Below are 14,232 nucleotides of genomic sequence, written 5' to 3' on the forward strand. Positions count from 1 at the left end.
GGTGCCGCTATTCGCCGAAATGCTAATGCCGCGGCGGGGTAGTTTCAAACCAGGCGCGAATGGAATTCGGTGAGATCAGACTATTCTGCTATTACCGCGGAGACCATCCGGTCTTCAGCACACCCGGAAAACGGTCAACCGCCACCCGGAACGACCGCGGACAATACGGGCGGCAAGTGCGAAATGTCGCGTTCCCCGGTCGTATCCCGCACACACTTCCGCGGCCCCCGCGCCGGTCATGATCACATCGATCCTGGTGAGGGTGGCGGCGCCGAGTTCACGCCCCGGGGCCTGCCCGTGTTCGGCCAAGGTGCGCAGCGCGGCGATCACACCGGGCTCCGCGAGCGGGCGCAGTTGCACCGGTGAACGCCGCCCGTCGAGCACCTCGAGGGCCAACCGCAGTGCCGCCCCGGCGAATTGGCGCGGGGCAGTATCGCCCGCGTCACAGGGGTGTGATTTCGCAGCGTGCGAAGCCTGTAATACCCGTTGTAGCGCAACGGTTCCGGTACGCCGCGCGGCCGCATTACGCATGACGTGATTGCGACAGGAGCGCGGGCTCGATTGCGCCGCCGATTGCGTACGCGGCCGGGCGCGCCGTCGCGCCGGGCGACTCCGGGAACGGATACAGGGCGCGGGCGGCGGTTCGAAATCCGGTGCGGGCAGCACCGTGGCAACACCCGAAATCGGCACCGCGGCAATGCCGGAAATCACCGCGGCGGACTCATGAATCGGCACCGCCGCGACACTGTGAATCGGAACGGCGGCGGCACCCGGAATCGACATCGGGGCGGTGCCCGGAATCAGTATCGCGGCATCGCCGGAAATCATCTGCGCTCCCTCCCCGGGCGGATTCACCCCGCCGCATCGGCAGCCTGACATGCGATGTTGCCAGTGGTAAACCCCAAGTGCGGCTTCGCGCACCCCTTGCCGGAATGTCGCGCGCCCGCTACTTCAGCAGCGCCAGCCGCCCCGCGAAATCGGTGGGCAGATACAGGAACGGACTCGTCGTCCACGGCTGTCCGGACTGCGGATCGTACTGCGCGGGCATCGCCACCCCGGCGGGCGCGAAGGCGGTGAAACCGCGCTTGGCCGTGGTGCGGGTGGCCCGCCACAGGTGGTCCTGGAACGCCACCACGGCGGCAGCGTCGGAAGCCGCCGCGCCGCCGCGCAATTCCGCCACCTTGGCCGCCACCCCATCGGTGGACAGGTACACGAGCGTGCCGTCGGCCGCACGATCCGGATCGATGGAGATCACATCGGTCAGGCCGTACCGCTCCCGCAGCACCTGCGCGATCTCGGTCTGCGCGTACACCGGAACCACCCGATCACCGCGCGCGGCAACCACCGCCGCGGCCAGCGCCTCGTTCACCGGACCCGGCTCACCGACGGTGCGCGTCGAATCCGTGCCGGGCGCAAGCCGATTGCCGAAGCTGTACGCCACGATCAGCGTCGCCGAATCCGCCGGGGCGGTGGGCACGGTCCACAGATCCACCGCGGCGGGCGGGGCGGCCTGGGCGGCCGCGGGCACCAGCCACGCCGTCGATCCCAGCACCGCCATGGTCGCTACCGCCGCCGCCGTCCGTTTCGCTCTCACGAATCCGATGCTAACGACTGGCAATTCACCCCCGACTGTGACGTACCACACTCGGGCGGGTCCGGAACTCAGACCCGCGCCGGGGCTTTCGCCGCCACCGGGCGCAGGGTCTTGCGCAGATCGGTGCGCATGGTGGTGGCCGAATCGATGAGGTAGTTCTGGCGCACCTGCCACGGGTGCCGATCGCCCTGGCGCGGGAACTCCGAAATCGAGCGCTGCACATAGCCGGAGGCCAGATCCAGCAGTGGACGCTCGCCCAGCGCGCGATCGGGCTGCGGGACGACCGCCCGGTAGCCGCTGCGATCCATATAGCCGAGCACCTTGCACACCAGGCGCGAGGACAGATCGGCGCGCAGCGTCCAGGAGGCGTTGGTGTAGCCGATGCAGACCGCGAAATTCGGCACGCCGGTGATCATGGTGCCCTGCCAGACGAACTGATCGGCCAGATCCACCGGAGCCCCGTCGACCGAGAGGCCGATACCGCCGAAGGCGAGCAGTTGCAGACCCGTCGCGGTGATCACCACGTCGGCCTCCAGCACCCGCCCGGACTTCAGCCGAATCCCTTCCGGCACAAAGGTTTCGATGTGATCGGTGACGACCTCGGCCTTACCCTTGCGCATGGCCCTGAAGAAGTCGGCGTCCGGCACCGCGCACAGGCGCTGATCCCACGGGTTGTAGTCGGGGGTGAAATGCTCGGCCACGAGCGCGTCATCCTTGAGGATGCGCGCGGTGAGACCGGTCAGCATCTTGCGCGCGGACTCCGGACGACGGCGGCAGTACTGGTAGAAGCCGACATTGAACAGAATGTTCTTGGTGCGGATCACCCGGTGCGCCAGGCCCGGCGGCAGCAGTTCGCGCACCCGGTCGGCGATCTTGTCCCGGCCCGGGACCGCGGAGATCCAGGTGGGGCTGCGCTGCAGCATGGTGACCCGCTCGGCCTGATCGGCCATGGCGGGCACCAGGGTCACCGCGGTCGCGCCGCTGCCGATGATCACGACCTTCTTACCGGTGTAATCCAGGTCCTCCGGCCAGAATTGCGGATGCACGACGGTGCCCGCGAAATCACCGATGCCGGGGAACTCGGGCTCGTAGCCGTGGTCGTAGTTGTAGTAGCCCGCGCAGGAGTACAGGAAGCCACAGGTGAGGGTGCGCTGTTCGACGCTGTCGCCGGTGCGCGTCTCCAGTGTCAGCGTCCAGCGCGAATCACCGCTGTCCCATTGCGCGGCAAGCACTTTGGTGCCGTAGCGAATGTGCTTGTCGATACCGTTCTCGGTGGCGGTCTCGGTGATGTAGCGCAGGATGGCCGGACCGTCCGCGATGGACTTGGCATCGGTCCACGGCTTGAACGGGTAGCCCAGGGTGAACATATCGCTGTCCGAGCGCACGCCCGGATAGCGGAACAGGTCCCAGGTGCCGCCGAGCGCGGCGCGGGATTCCAGCAGGGCATAGCTGCGGCCGGGATGTTCGGCCTGCAATCGATACGCCGCGCCGATGCCGGAGAGCCCGGCTCCGACGATCACGACGTCTAGATGCTCGACAGTGCTGGAGGTCGCGGCGCTCATGAACTCCAGTCTGCGTCCGCCGGGCGTCCCCTTCTTGACTCTGCGCGACAAGTATTTGATTCTGAACGACATGTCGGTCATTCGATCCGCCGGATTGCGCGGCTTCCGCGCCACCGTCTCCGAACTGGGCGGGGACGCGGAGGAGCTCGCCGCGCTCTGCGGGCTGCCACCCGAGGCGCTGGACACCGACGATCTACTCGTCCCCGATCAGGCCGTCGGCGCGGCGCTGGAACTCGCGGCGCACCGGTTGAACTGCCCGGATCTGGGGTTGCGCATGTCCCGGCGGCAGGAATTGGACATGCTCGGACCGCTCGCGCTGGCCATCCGCAATTCGCCGACCCTGGCCGATGTGCTGGAGTGCACCTCGCGCTATCTGTTCGTGCACGCGCGCTCGCTCAGCCTGACCATGACGCCGGACCCGTACGGCGATCGCGGCGTCACCGCACTGCGCTACGGCGTCACCGCGCACGGACTGCCGACGCCGGTCCAGGGCACCGATGTCGGATTGGCGTTCGTACACCGCACAATTCAGCGACTGGCCGAGGAGCGCTACGGCCTGCGCTCGGTGGAACTGCCCTATCGCCCGGCCGCGCCGATCGCGGTGTACGAGGAATTCTTCGGCGCACCGGTGCGCATCGAGCGTCCGATCGCGATGCTGCGGGTACCGAGCAGTCTGGCCAATCGTCCGCTGTCCGGCGGTGACGAGAATCTGCATCGGCTCGCCATGGCGTTCCTGGCGCAGCTGTCCGGCGGGGATTCCAGGGCGCTCACCCCGCAGGTGCGCATCACGCTGCAGAAGCTGCTCGGCACCGCCGCACCCGAAATCGGCGCGGTCGCACGGCTGCTCACCATTCACCCGCGCACCCTGCAACGCCGCCTGACCGCCGAGGGCACCAGTTTCGCGGCGCTGCTGGACGAAGTCCGGCGCACCGAGGCGCATCGCTATCTCACCACCACCGATATGCCGATGAGTCAGGTCGCGTCGCTGGTCGGGCTGTCCGAACAATCCACCTTCACCCGCTGCTGCCGGCGCTGGTGGGGAGCGACGCCTACCGCGTTGCGGCGCAACGGCGGCGCGGCGGCGCACTGAGGACCGCGCGCGCGGGTTCGGCAAAGCCGCCGGGACACAACGGCATCCGACTCGGCATCGCCGCGACCGGGGACGACCGGCTCGAGTTCGCCTGTATCCATTGGGAATCGGGCAATGTGAACCAGGCAATTCTCGCAATCAGTTTGCGATCTTGCCGCGTGTCCTGCGAGCGTGCCGCCGCGCACGCGCGCAGGATGAAGTGGTGATAGCCGAATGCCCTTCCTGCGCTTGGCCCTCCCCCACGCCCGTGTCCTCGCACCGGTCGGTGCAGTACCTACGGTGCGTATGCGGACAGTGGATGATCGCCGTGCACGGGAAGGTGGTCGGCGCGGCCGGTGGCAGCAATTTCAGCCGGACCGATCCGCTGGCGGCGATCGTCACCAGACGGGATTAGCGCGAGGGCACGAAGACCCGGACGGCTTCGATGCGGGTGCCGCGCTCGTGGAAGTCGAGTTGGGCGATACCGCGGCCGTCGCGGGTTTCGACCGTCGCGGTCACGGTGCGGCCCGCGGCGATCGGCTTGCTCCAGCGCAGACCCTTGGCACGAACGATGAAGTCCTCCAGGGACATTCGCTCATCCTCCGCCCAGGACAGCCGCGGAACCGGAGCCAGGGCGGCGTGCGCACCGGCGGATTCGCCGCGACCCGCGGCATCCAGCAGTCGCCCGGCGGCCTGTTTGCCCGGCGCGCCGACGCTGCGCATGCCCTTCATGAAACCCAGTGCGCCGCCGACGCCTTGGTTGCCGAGCAGCTGCGGTCCCAGCTTCGCGCCCGCCAGCAGGCCCTGTACACCCGAGCCCATGAGCTGCGTGATCATGCCGGGCAGTTCCCAATGTGCGCGCAGCGCAGCGACTTTCAGTTCCCCGTCGATCTCGGTGACGTCATAGCGCAGATGCATGGGCACGTGCAGGGTGACACCGGTGGACATGGTGGTGGCGATGGTCAGATCCCGGAACACCGTCGAGCCGGAGACCACATCGTGCGCGACATCGAAGGCGATGCCATTGGGCGCGATGAAGGTGTCGTAGAACCGTTCGATGGCGGCGCGGCCGATATGCGGGCGCGAACCCACCGGGTCCTCCACGCCGGCGGAGTCGGCGAAAAGGCCGACCCAGGCGGCGCGGTGATGCGCCGCCACCGCCCGCGGGGAGGCTTCGACGGTCGCCAGCAGTTCGGCGGCAGTGGGGTTCGCGGACACGGTTCCTCCAGGTGATCAGTAGCGCGCGCGATGATACCGGCCGCCCCGTCCGGCGTCACGGGAACCATCGGCCGCCACCGTCCGGCGTCCGCTCGGAATTACTTCGCGCCGAGCGGCTTTCCGAAGAAGGAGGCGAACACCTCGCCGAAGGTGTTGAACAGCAGGGCGGTGCCGTTCGGGTCCAGGAACAGCGAGCCCGCGTCGGTGGTGGAGCAACCCTGTTGTGCCGGAACACCATCGAGGCGATCCTTCATCCACAGCATGGCGGGGCCGCCGCCGGAGATCTCGGTGACGACGTGCTCGCCGAGATGCTCGCGGGTGTACTTCACATTCGCTTCGGGATGTTGGCAGTAGGTATCCACCAGCGTATTGACCTGACCGACCGGAATGACCTCATCCGGATTGCCCTGCCAGATGTACATGGGCATATCGGGGACGACTTTGCCCATTCGAGTCTTGTCCAGGACATCGGCGACGGCGGGCTCCAGCAGCGGATCACCGGCGGTGTGCAGCATGCCCTTCAAATTCAGGAAAGGCAGCAGCATGGCCGTGTATTGCAGGCACAGGTTGTTCTTCACCGCGGCGAGCGTGTGCCCCAGCGGATCCATGCGCTCGTTCACGAAGCGCGCGAAATCGGGGTATTCCCGGGTCAATCCGAGCACCGCCGCGAAGATCAGGCCCGAAGTGGCCTGGCCGTTCGCCACATTGAGCGTGACACCCAAATCGGCGGGCACACCGCCCTCGGCCGCGCCGACGATATTGAGTTCGGGTGCGTAGGACTGCCGCAATTCCGCGGCGTGCCCGGTGACGATCGCGCCGCCGGAATAGCCGTACATGCCGATGCGGGTATCGGCGGCCAGCCGCATGGGATCGAAATTCTTCGCGGCGCGAATACCGTCGAGGGTGATGCGCGCACCCAGCGGTCCGGCGGCATAGGCCTCATTCGGGCCCTGGTGATCCGGAATCGATACCGCCCAGCCCTGCGCCAGCGCCCCCTGCGTGATGGCGAATTCGGCGGGCACCACGACCTGACCGCCCAGGGCGCTCAGCGACCACTGCTGCACCGCGTAGGACGGCGCGCAATATCCGGCCAGCGAGTCCTCGGCGATCTGCATGGAGATCAGCTTGTCCGGTGCCGAGCCGCGCGGCTTGAGCACCGTGGTCACGGCCGCGATGGCCTCGTCACGGCTGTTGTTGGAGCGGTAGGAGAGCTGCCAGGCATCCACGTTGACCGGGATCAGGCCGAAGTTCGCGACATTGACCTGGCGGGCGGTGATGATCTCGCCGGGCGCCTTGCTCGCCACCATTTCCGGGTCCGGACGGTAGAAGGCCGAATCCAGTTCCGGCGGAACGGCGATCGCGGGGGCCGGTTGCACCGGAACCTGATCCGCTCCGGCGGTGCCGGTGGCCATCATGGCCGCCGACGAAAGGATTCCGGCCAGCACGACGGCAATTCGCCGTGCGGTTCTCGGCTTGCGCACTCTCTTCCACCCTCCGACCAAATGTGAGACTGCTCCGTCTCACACGATGGGAGAACTATCGCATGAAAGTGACCTGAATCGCAATCCCGTCCAAATGAGTTCGGCCCCACCGGAAGTGCCGGTGGGGCCGAACAACGGGAAGTCCCGCAGGATTACTGCTTGGGCAGCGCCAGATTCATACCGCCCACATCGGCGACCTTCCAGCCATTGTTCGGATCGACCGCCACCGTGTAGGTGACGGTGGTCTGCACGCCCTGCGGATTCTGCGCATTGGTGGAGGTGACATTGAGGAACACATTCACCTGGTAGACGCCGTTGTTCTGCGACATCACCTTCGCCGTCACCGGCGTGGCGCTCGAGGTCCACTTCAGCGGGACCAGGATCTCCTGCAACTTCGGCGCGGTCGCCTCGAATTTATTGGCCAGCGTCGGAGTCGTATTGGCCTTGAGGCGGCCGGTCCACGAATTCAGGTCGGAGAAGTTGATATTGGAGGCGCCGACCGAATAGTCGGTGGCGATCTGCTCGGCGCGCTGCGCGTCCGCGGCCGCGGTATCGCGATCGCTCAGATCACCGCGCGCCGAGAGCCACAGCGCGCTGACCGTGATGAGCGCACCGATCAGCAGTACCGCCGCCGCGACCGTGCCGAGCGTGGAGAGCTTCAGCGAGACGGTCTTGGCCTGCGCGGTCTCGGCCTGCGGCGCTTCGGGCTTCGACATCTCGACCTTCGGGGCTTGCGCCTGCTGCGCCTCGGGAGCGGAGACGGCAGCGGCCTCCGCGTCGACTGCCCGCTTCGGCTCGGTGTCCTGCGACATCCGCTTCTCCTTCTTCGGTGACTACTTGACGTTGACCTGCACCCGCACGGCGTTATCGCCGGTACTGGCGAGGGCCTGCGAGATCAGGGCGCTGATATCTATTTGCGGCCCGGTCGTGCGTGCGGCATCGGCGAGCGGCTGCAATTGGGGCGCGAGGGTTTTCAGTTCGGGTCCGGCCTGCTGCAACCAGTCGGTCAGCTTCGCCAGGAAGGGTGCCAGTCCATTGCTGTCCACATAGGACTGCGGTCCGGGCACTCGATCGGTGAGTCTACCGACCGCCTCGACCAGATCGTTCAGAGACTGCGCGAACTGGATGAACGCGGGCGCGGCAGCGGCCGTCGCCTCGGGGATACCGTCCATATTCGAGGCCGCGGCCTGGAAACTGTTCAGTAGCTGCACGATCTTGGGTTCGCGGCTCATGATGGCCGACGCCAGCAGATCACCGGCCCGGGTCAGCGCCGGCATGGCCGAATCGGTGTCGTGGAACGCCACCCCGAGGGTATTGGCGAGCGAGGCCGCGACCGTCGGATCGAGCTGGTTCATCACCTTGTTGACCAGGCGCGATACCTCGGGAATGGACAGTGGGGACTTCACCGCCGAGGTGTCCAGGCGCTGACCGTTCTTCAGATAGGGCGCGCCGCCGGTCTTGGGGCGGATCTCCACATACGGTTCGCCCAGCGCCGAGAGCTGTTCGATGCTGATGACGCTGTCGGTGGGCACCTTGCGATCGGCGTCGATGCGGAAGCCGACCTCGACACCGCGCGCATTGCTGTCCACCGAGGTGATGCGGCCGATCTTCATGCCGGTCAACAGGATCGGCGAACCCACGCTCAGGCCACCGGAATTCGCCAGCACCATGGACGCGCTGGTGTACTCGGCGAACGGATCCGCGCGCACCACACCGAAGGTCAGATAGCCCGCGCCCAGCACGGTGACGGCGGCGATACCGCCCAGGGACGCCAGCGAACCCCACTTCATCGCACCGCTCCGATCATGCGCAGGGTGGCGAGGATATTGCCCACCTGGTCGTCCTTGGGGACCGAATCCGTGTGCACGCCGGTGATATTCACCTTCGGGCCGTGTTCGACGAATGGAATCAGCTTGTCGCGCAGCAGGGAAACCAGCAGCGAGAGGTTCGAGGGCACCGATAGGTCCAGGGGTGCGCCTGAGAATGCCAGCGGCACAAAGGCTTTCGCCGCACCGTCGGCGGAGCTCACCACGGGGGCCAGCCAGGCCAATGAGTTACCCAGGGTGCCGAGCGCGGTGAAGATCTGCGCCACACCGCGAATGGAGTTGGTGACGCCGTTCAGGGTGTCCACCGACTCCTGGCTCAGTTCGTGGTCCAGGAAGTCCGCGCGATCGTGCAGCACCTGGGCATTGACGCCTAGGCCGTTGAGCAGTGCGTCGACCTGATCCAGATTCGCGGCCAGATCCACCGCGTTCCCGGCCGCGTTCTGCGCGATGCGCTTGGTCTCGTTCGGATCGGCGGGCAGCACCGCGTTGAAGCGATTGATGATGTCCTGCAACTGATTCACCGCACCGCCCTGGGTGAAGGCGGCCAGCGCGGCCATGGTGTCCTCCAGCTGCACCGCCGGATGCGTGCGCTCCTGCGGAATGGTGCCGCCCTCGCGCAGCAGCGCGCCGAACCCGTCGGGCGGGGTCGTCAACGCCAGGTGGATATCGCCGAGCACCGTGTTCTGCCGCAACTCCGCGATGGTGGTGGCGGGCAACTGCGCCTTGGTCGAGATATCGGCGTCCACAACCACATAGCCGCCGCGCCCGCCCGCATGCGCCGAATCCACCACGCGCACCCCGGCAACCGTCCCGACCTGTGCGCCATTGGCGATAACCTTCGCCCGCGCAGGCAGATTCAGCACATTGCCGAACTCGATATGAATGCGATACGTCGGCCCGGAGACGGACGTGCCCGGCACCGGAACCGATGCCGGATCGAACGCGCAACCCGCCGCACCGGCCACGAGTCCGACGGACAACAGCACGGCTCCGAACGCGCGGCTGACACCCCGCCCCGTCATTCCGGCGGGCTTTTGGCCGGAATCTACGCGGGGAGAGTGGATCCCGGCCACAAGCATGCCGGGATGACGGGGGTTGGTCGCGCCCGACTGACGGGGGTTGGTCGCGCCCGACTGACGGGGGTTCGTTGCGCCCGAAGTGGGTTGGGCGGGGTGGCTCCGGCCGACTGCCCTCGGCACGGAGCCCGCACGCCCGGGGGTCGCTGCCCGGTGTGCGGAATCTGCCCTCATCGCAAATTCCATAGGCCCGGCAGTACCTGCGGCCAGCGCAGCCCCTGCTTGCACGAGGTGTGTCGGTGTGGGTTGCTCAGGCGTTACTACCTGGTGGGCAAAGCGGATATAACCGGCATTGCGGGTGATTTCCCAGGGTCCGATTCTCATCGCGCACCTGCCATTCCGAGCACGAGGGGCACCAGCGGGACATCGACCATGCCGTTGCCGGGGTCGGTGCACGCGCCGGGGGTGACGGCGTTCACGGCCGCGCAGACCTGGGCGGCGTCCGGGGCGGGCAGCGCCGCGCGCGGCGAACCGTAGGTGACGCCGGACCCCATGACCGATTTGGCGGCATTGCTGAGCACCGGGAGTTTGAGCATGATCTCCGAGAGCGAGCCGACATTGGCGCGCAGCAGGCGCACCAGCGGCAGCGTGTCGTCCAGCGCCCGCATGATCGGATCGCCGACAATGGTGATCAGGTCATTGAGCATGGGCAGGGCCTGACCCAGCCGGTCGATGAGTTCGGCTCCGGGACCGATCAATTCGGTGCTGGCATTGTTCAGCGCGGGCGCCAGGCGCAGCAGCATCGAGCGCAGATCGCCCCAATGCTGTTCCACCTTCTCGCCCACCGAGGCGAAAGCATCGAAAATGCCCGCCAGATGGCCGATATCGGCATCGGGCGCGGCCAGCGCGGAACCGAGCTGCTTGACGATCGCATTGATCTGCGGTCCGGAACCGGCGGTCGCGGTGTCCAGCCCGGCCAGCCCGTGCGCCAGCGCGTCCGGGGCCTGCGCCTGCTGCAATTGCGAGGACAGATCCGCCAGCGCGGTCAGCGTCTCGGTAATGCTCTTGGGCGTAAGGGTTTTGGTGATGCACTGCGAGGAATCCCAGTGCGCCCGGTCCTTACCGCTGGCCAGTACGGCCAGATTGCGGTCCGCGACAATGGAATCCGCGACCGTGGTGGCCGCGGCGTCGGCGTACACCGGATACTTCGCGTCGACCGAGAAGCCGACCTTCACCTTCGCGCCGTCGGAGTCGATGGAGGTCACCGTGCCCACCGCGATACCGCGCATGGTCACCTTGTTGCCCACGTACAGGCCCACCGCGTCCGGCATTACCGCGCAATAGGATTCGGTCTTCTTCATGGGATCGAACCAGATGAAATAGCCGACCACGGCCAGCACCACCACGAGCACCGCGCCGGCGATGGACATGAACGCCTGCGAGGCGAGCATCCGCTTGAGCATCAGCAGTCCTTCCCGGGCAGCGGCACGCATACCGGCACCGTCTGCGCGGACTGGTCGATGGTCACGCCGCCGTCCGGAACCACCAGTGACGACAGCTTCTGCTGTAGCTCCTGCGCCGCGGTGAGCGTCGGCGCGAAACGCGTTCCGAGCTGCTCCAATTGGGTGATGGCGTCGTTCAGCTTGGGTTTGAGCGAGGCATCCCACTGCGGCTGCGCGCCATCGAGCCGATCGAGTACCGCGCTGAGCAGGCGCAGCGCCTCCGCCATCTCCGAATGCTTGTCCGCGAGCACGGTCACCAGCAGGTTGGCGTTGTCCATCAGGCGACCGAGATCGGTCTTCGCGCCGTCGTACATGCGCACGTACTCATCGGCGACCGAGACCGCGTTGGAGACCTGGGTGCGCTGGCGATCCAGGGCGTCGACGTAGGTGCTCACGGTCTGCAACGTGGTGCGCAGACTGTCCGGCGCACCGTCGACGGAATTGCCGAGCGCGGCCAGATTCCGGTTCAGCGTCTGACCGTCGATCTTGGCCAGCGGGGTCGCCGCATCCTGGAAGGTCTGCGCCAGGCTGTACGGCAGGCGCACCCGATCCGGCGGAATCGCCTTGTCGCCCAGCGCTTTATCGCCCGCCGGGAAGACCGCGACGTAATGACCGCCGACGATGGTGAGCATGCGAATGTCCAGGGAGGTCTGATCACCCAGGAACACATCGGAATTCACCGTGAAGCGCATGACCACGCGATCCGGCTTCAGCTCCAGCGATTTCACCTCACCCACCGAGATGCCCGCGATGCGCACGTCGTCACCGGTTTTCACCGATTGCGCCTCGGAGAGTTCGGCGGTGTAGGTGTGCTTGCCGAACGGCACCACGAACAGCACGCCCGCGGCCAGCAGGCCGAGCGCGACCAGGGCCGCGCCGATAATGCCCCGGCGCAGTTCGCGCTTCTTCCTGGTGGCGTCGTCGACCACACGATCGGCGTTGGCGAAGAGCCGCGGCAATCTCACCCCTTGCATATCGCCACCTGCTGTCCCGAGATCAGCACCTGCACCAGCGGCGGAATATCGGCACTCCCCTTGCTGCACACCGGCTTCCAGCCCGTGGCGTTGGGCGCGGACACATCGGCCGCGGCCAGCACCGACGGCAGGCGGCCGAATACCTCGACGGCCTGCTGGGCGTCCGGGAAGACGCGCCGGATCAGCGCGTCCACATCACTGCCGCTGTCGATGCCGAGCGTGCGCAGCAGGCTGTCGATCGGCCCGAGCACCGACGGCGCGGTCGCCGCGAATTGCGCCAGCCCACCGATATTCGCCTGTAGCGCTTCGAAAATGTCACTCAGGCGGGCCAGCAGCGGCACCAGGTAGTGCACGCGCCCGCTCAGCCGATCGTCGAGATCGGACATATTGCGGATCAGCGTGCCGATCACCTGCTGCCGATTGTCCACGTAGGACGCGAGTTTGCCGATGGCGTCCATGGCCGGGCCGACACCGCTGCCGTCACCCTCGATCAAAGCGACCATGCTGGCGCTGAATTGATTGATGGCCTCGGGAGAAATGGTGGACAGCACCGGCTTCAAGCCGTTGAACAGGCTGGTGACATCGAAAGACGGCACGGTGTGGTCGATCTCGATGCGGGCACCGGCCTGGACACGCTGGCCCGGCTGCGGCTGCTGCTGTAGATCGACATAGCGCTGCCCGGTCAGATTCTGATACCGGATGGCCAGCTTGCTGTTGTCGTAGATCGGTGCGTCGGTCTTGACCGAGAACTGCACGCGCGCCTTCGCGCCCTCCAGTTCGATGTGCTTGATCTTGCCGACCTGCACGCCGTACATGCGCACGTCATCGCCGACCTTGAGCCCATTGGCATCGGTGAAAATCGCGTCGTGCGTTTCGGTCTCACCCGAGACCGGCCGCTGAATCGCGGTGATCACCAGCATGAGCACCACCACGATCACCGAGGTGAACAGGCCGAGCCGCCACGCGGCGCCCTTGACCGTCATCGCGCGCCTCCCAGCAGCGGGATCGCGACGGCGGGCACGCCACGCAGATCGACCTCGACATTGAGCACCGGGCCCTGCCCGTTATCCGGCATGGCGGCGCGCAAACGCTCGATGAGCGTGCGCAATTCGGCGCTGGACTGCTGCGGCTGCGGCACCATCTGGGCCAGCATGGCCAGCACCGGCGCGAGCATATCGGTCAGTCCGGAAAGCTGATTACCGGCCGTACCAAGGGTTTTCGCGAGTTCGGGCAGCAGCTGCCCGGTCACCAGCGCCAGATTGGAATCGTAGGTGGCCCGATTGCCTTGCAGCCGTTGCACACTGCGGATCATGTCCACGACCTGCACGGTGGCCCCGGCGAATTTGCCGCCGCCGTCGAACGCCGGGCCGAGCTGACCCATCAGCTCCGAGAGCGGCATCTTCTGGTTGTCCGCGACCGTGCGGGTGGCGGTGATCAGGGCCTGCGCGAGCGGGGTCAGCGCCTCGGTATCGGCGGCCGCCTGCGCGATCACCGACGCCATCTGCGGGGTCAGCACCGAACCGCCGACCTGCGAGGCGCTACGCAGAATCGACCCCATGGTGGCGTCGTACACCGCGTTCGCCCGGGCACCGGTCAGATCGATGACCGAGCCGGCGCGCAACGGCGCACCGCCGGGGCCGCCGCGCAGATCGATCTCGCTGATGCCGAACAGGTTCGCGGGCGCGTAATCCACCAGCATGGAATCGTCGATCCCGAAGAGCCGGGAATCGTCCAGCCGCAACCCGATTCGCTGCGTACCGTGCGCGTCGGGGGCGATATCGGTGACCTTGCCGACCACCACGCCGTTCACCCGCACATCGGTGCCGACCAATACGCCGTCACCGATCTGCTCGGTGCGCAGCGAAATCGCGATTCCGTCTTCGATTTTCGCGGACGAGTACACCGTCCAGCCGATCGCCACCGCGACGATCAGCGCCAGCGCGACCGCGCCGACCGCCATGGACCGTTTCCGGTCCACGGCAACACCAGG

The 14,232-nt window shown here is 66.9% G+C and carries 13 protein-coding genes; 1 reads left to right on the forward strand and 12 read right to left on the reverse strand.

Features of this window, described 5'->3' with window-relative positions; translation table 11 throughout:
* Positions 1-114: 114 nt before the first annotated feature.
* The 3 genes from ACFVUS_RS42125 to ACFVUS_RS42135 form a co-directional block, all read right to left on the reverse strand.
* Positions 115-828, reverse strand: a complete 714-nt coding sequence (locus tag ACFVUS_RS42125; RefSeq protein ID WP_387780596.1) for an Rv3235 family protein — start codon at positions 826-828, stop codon at positions 115-117.
* Positions 829-946: 118 nt separating this feature from the next.
* Positions 947-1,594: a hypothetical protein gene (locus ACFVUS_RS42130; protein ID WP_387780598.1), complete on the reverse strand. Its 648-nt coding sequence runs from the start codon at positions 1,592-1,594 to the stop codon at positions 947-949.
* Positions 1,595-1,662: 68 nt separating this feature from the next.
* Positions 1,663-3,156: a flavin-containing monooxygenase gene (locus ACFVUS_RS42135; RefSeq protein ID WP_387780600.1), complete on the reverse strand. Its 1,494-nt coding sequence runs from the start codon at positions 3,154-3,156 to the stop codon at positions 1,663-1,665.
* Here ACFVUS_RS42135 and ACFVUS_RS42140 point away from each other — a divergent pair.
* Positions 3,155-4,246, forward strand: coding sequence for an AraC family transcriptional regulator (locus tag ACFVUS_RS42140; protein WP_387780603.1), 1,092 nt, complete (start codon positions 3,155-3,157; stop codon positions 4,244-4,246). The two genes, ACFVUS_RS42135 and ACFVUS_RS42140, sit on opposite strands and share 2 nt — an antisense overlap.
* Positions 4,247-4,636: 390 nt before the next feature.
* Here the strand turns inward: ACFVUS_RS42140 and ACFVUS_RS42145 are convergent, their stop codons facing one another.
* The 9 genes from ACFVUS_RS42145 to ACFVUS_RS42185 form a co-directional block, all read right to left on the reverse strand.
* On the reverse strand, positions 4,637-5,443 hold the full coding sequence (locus ACFVUS_RS42145) for a nuclear transport factor 2 family protein (protein WP_387780606.1): 807 nt from the start codon (positions 5,441-5,443) through the stop codon (positions 4,637-4,639).
* Positions 5,444-5,541: 98 nt separating this feature from the next.
* On the reverse strand, positions 5,542-6,858 hold the full coding sequence (locus ACFVUS_RS42150) for a lipase family protein (protein WP_387780798.1): 1,317 nt from the start codon (positions 6,856-6,858) through the stop codon (positions 5,542-5,544).
* A gap of 218 nt (positions 6,859-7,076) precedes the next feature.
* A complete protein-coding gene (locus ACFVUS_RS42155; RefSeq protein WP_387780609.1) occupies positions 7,077-7,736 on the reverse strand; it encodes a hypothetical protein in 660 nt (219 codons plus the stop codon).
* 21 nt (positions 7,737-7,757) lie between these two features.
* On the reverse strand, positions 7,758-8,714 hold the full coding sequence (locus ACFVUS_RS42160) for an MlaD family protein (RefSeq protein WP_387780612.1): 957 nt from the start codon (positions 8,712-8,714) through the stop codon (positions 7,758-7,760).
* Complete coding sequence (locus ACFVUS_RS42165) at positions 8,711-9,736, reverse strand: MlaD family protein (RefSeq protein WP_387780615.1); 1,026 nt, start codon at positions 9,734-9,736, stop codon at positions 8,711-8,713. Before ACFVUS_RS42165 ends, ACFVUS_RS42160 begins: the two co-directional genes overlap by 4 nt.
* 410 nt (positions 9,737-10,146) lie before the next feature.
* Positions 10,147-11,259, reverse strand: a complete 1,113-nt coding sequence (locus tag ACFVUS_RS42170) for an MlaD family protein (protein WP_387780618.1) — start codon at positions 11,257-11,259, stop codon at positions 10,147-10,149.
* On the reverse strand, positions 11,229-12,242 hold the full coding sequence (locus tag ACFVUS_RS42175) for an MlaD family protein (RefSeq protein ID WP_387780621.1): 1,014 nt from the start codon (positions 12,240-12,242) through the stop codon (positions 11,229-11,231). The genes ACFVUS_RS42170 and ACFVUS_RS42175 overlap by 31 nt, the downstream gene beginning before the upstream one ends.
* Positions 12,230-13,225, reverse strand: a complete 996-nt coding sequence (locus ACFVUS_RS42180; protein ID WP_387780624.1) for an MlaD family protein — start codon at positions 13,223-13,225, stop codon at positions 12,230-12,232. The genes ACFVUS_RS42175 and ACFVUS_RS42180 overlap by 13 nt, the downstream gene beginning before the upstream one ends.
* Complete coding sequence (locus ACFVUS_RS42185; protein WP_387780627.1) at positions 13,222-14,220, reverse strand: MlaD family protein; 999 nt, start codon at positions 14,218-14,220, stop codon at positions 13,222-13,224. Before ACFVUS_RS42185 ends, ACFVUS_RS42180 begins: the two co-directional genes overlap by 4 nt.
* Positions 14,221-14,232 lie beyond the last annotated feature (12 nt).

Origin of the sequence: Nocardia sp. NPDC058058 (genome assembly GCF_042885355.1) — a bacterium.
Taxonomy (GTDB): domain Bacteria; phylum Actinomycetota; class Actinomycetes; order Mycobacteriales; family Mycobacteriaceae; genus Nocardia.

Bases quoted from the DNA above. Each gene is read 5' to 3' on its own strand.
- ACFVUS_RS42140 (WP_387780603.1), top strand. From the start codon at position 3,155: ATGAACTCCAGTCTGCGTCCGCCGGGCGTCCCCTTCTTGACTCTGCGC.
- ACFVUS_RS42155 (WP_387780609.1), bottom strand. From the start codon at position 7,736: ATGTCGCAGGACACCGAGCCGAAGCGGGCAGTCGACGCGGAGGCCGCT.
- ACFVUS_RS42150 (WP_387780798.1), bottom strand. From the start codon at position 6,858: ATGATGGCCACCGGCACCGCCGGAGCGGATCAGGTTCCGGTGCAACCG.
- ACFVUS_RS42135 (WP_387780600.1), bottom strand. From the start codon at position 3,156: ATGAGCGCCGCGACCTCCAGCACTGTCGAGCATCTAGACGTCGTGATC.
- ACFVUS_RS42175 (WP_387780621.1), bottom strand. From the start codon at position 12,242: ATGCAAGGGGTGAGATTGCCGCGGCTCTTCGCCAACGCCGATCGTGTG.
- ACFVUS_RS42125 (WP_387780596.1), bottom strand. From the start codon at position 828: ATGATTTCCGGCGATGCCGCGATACTGATTCCGGGCACCGCCCCGATG.
- ACFVUS_RS42180 (WP_387780624.1), bottom strand. From the start codon at position 13,225: ATGACGGTCAAGGGCGCCGCGTGGCGGCTCGGCCTGTTCACCTCGGTG.
- ACFVUS_RS42170 (WP_387780618.1), bottom strand. From the start codon at position 11,259: ATGCGTGCCGCTGCCCGGGAAGGACTGCTGATGCTCAAGCGGATGCTC.
- ACFVUS_RS42160 (WP_387780612.1), bottom strand. From the start codon at position 8,714: ATGAAGTGGGGTTCGCTGGCGTCCCTGGGCGGTATCGCCGCCGTCACC.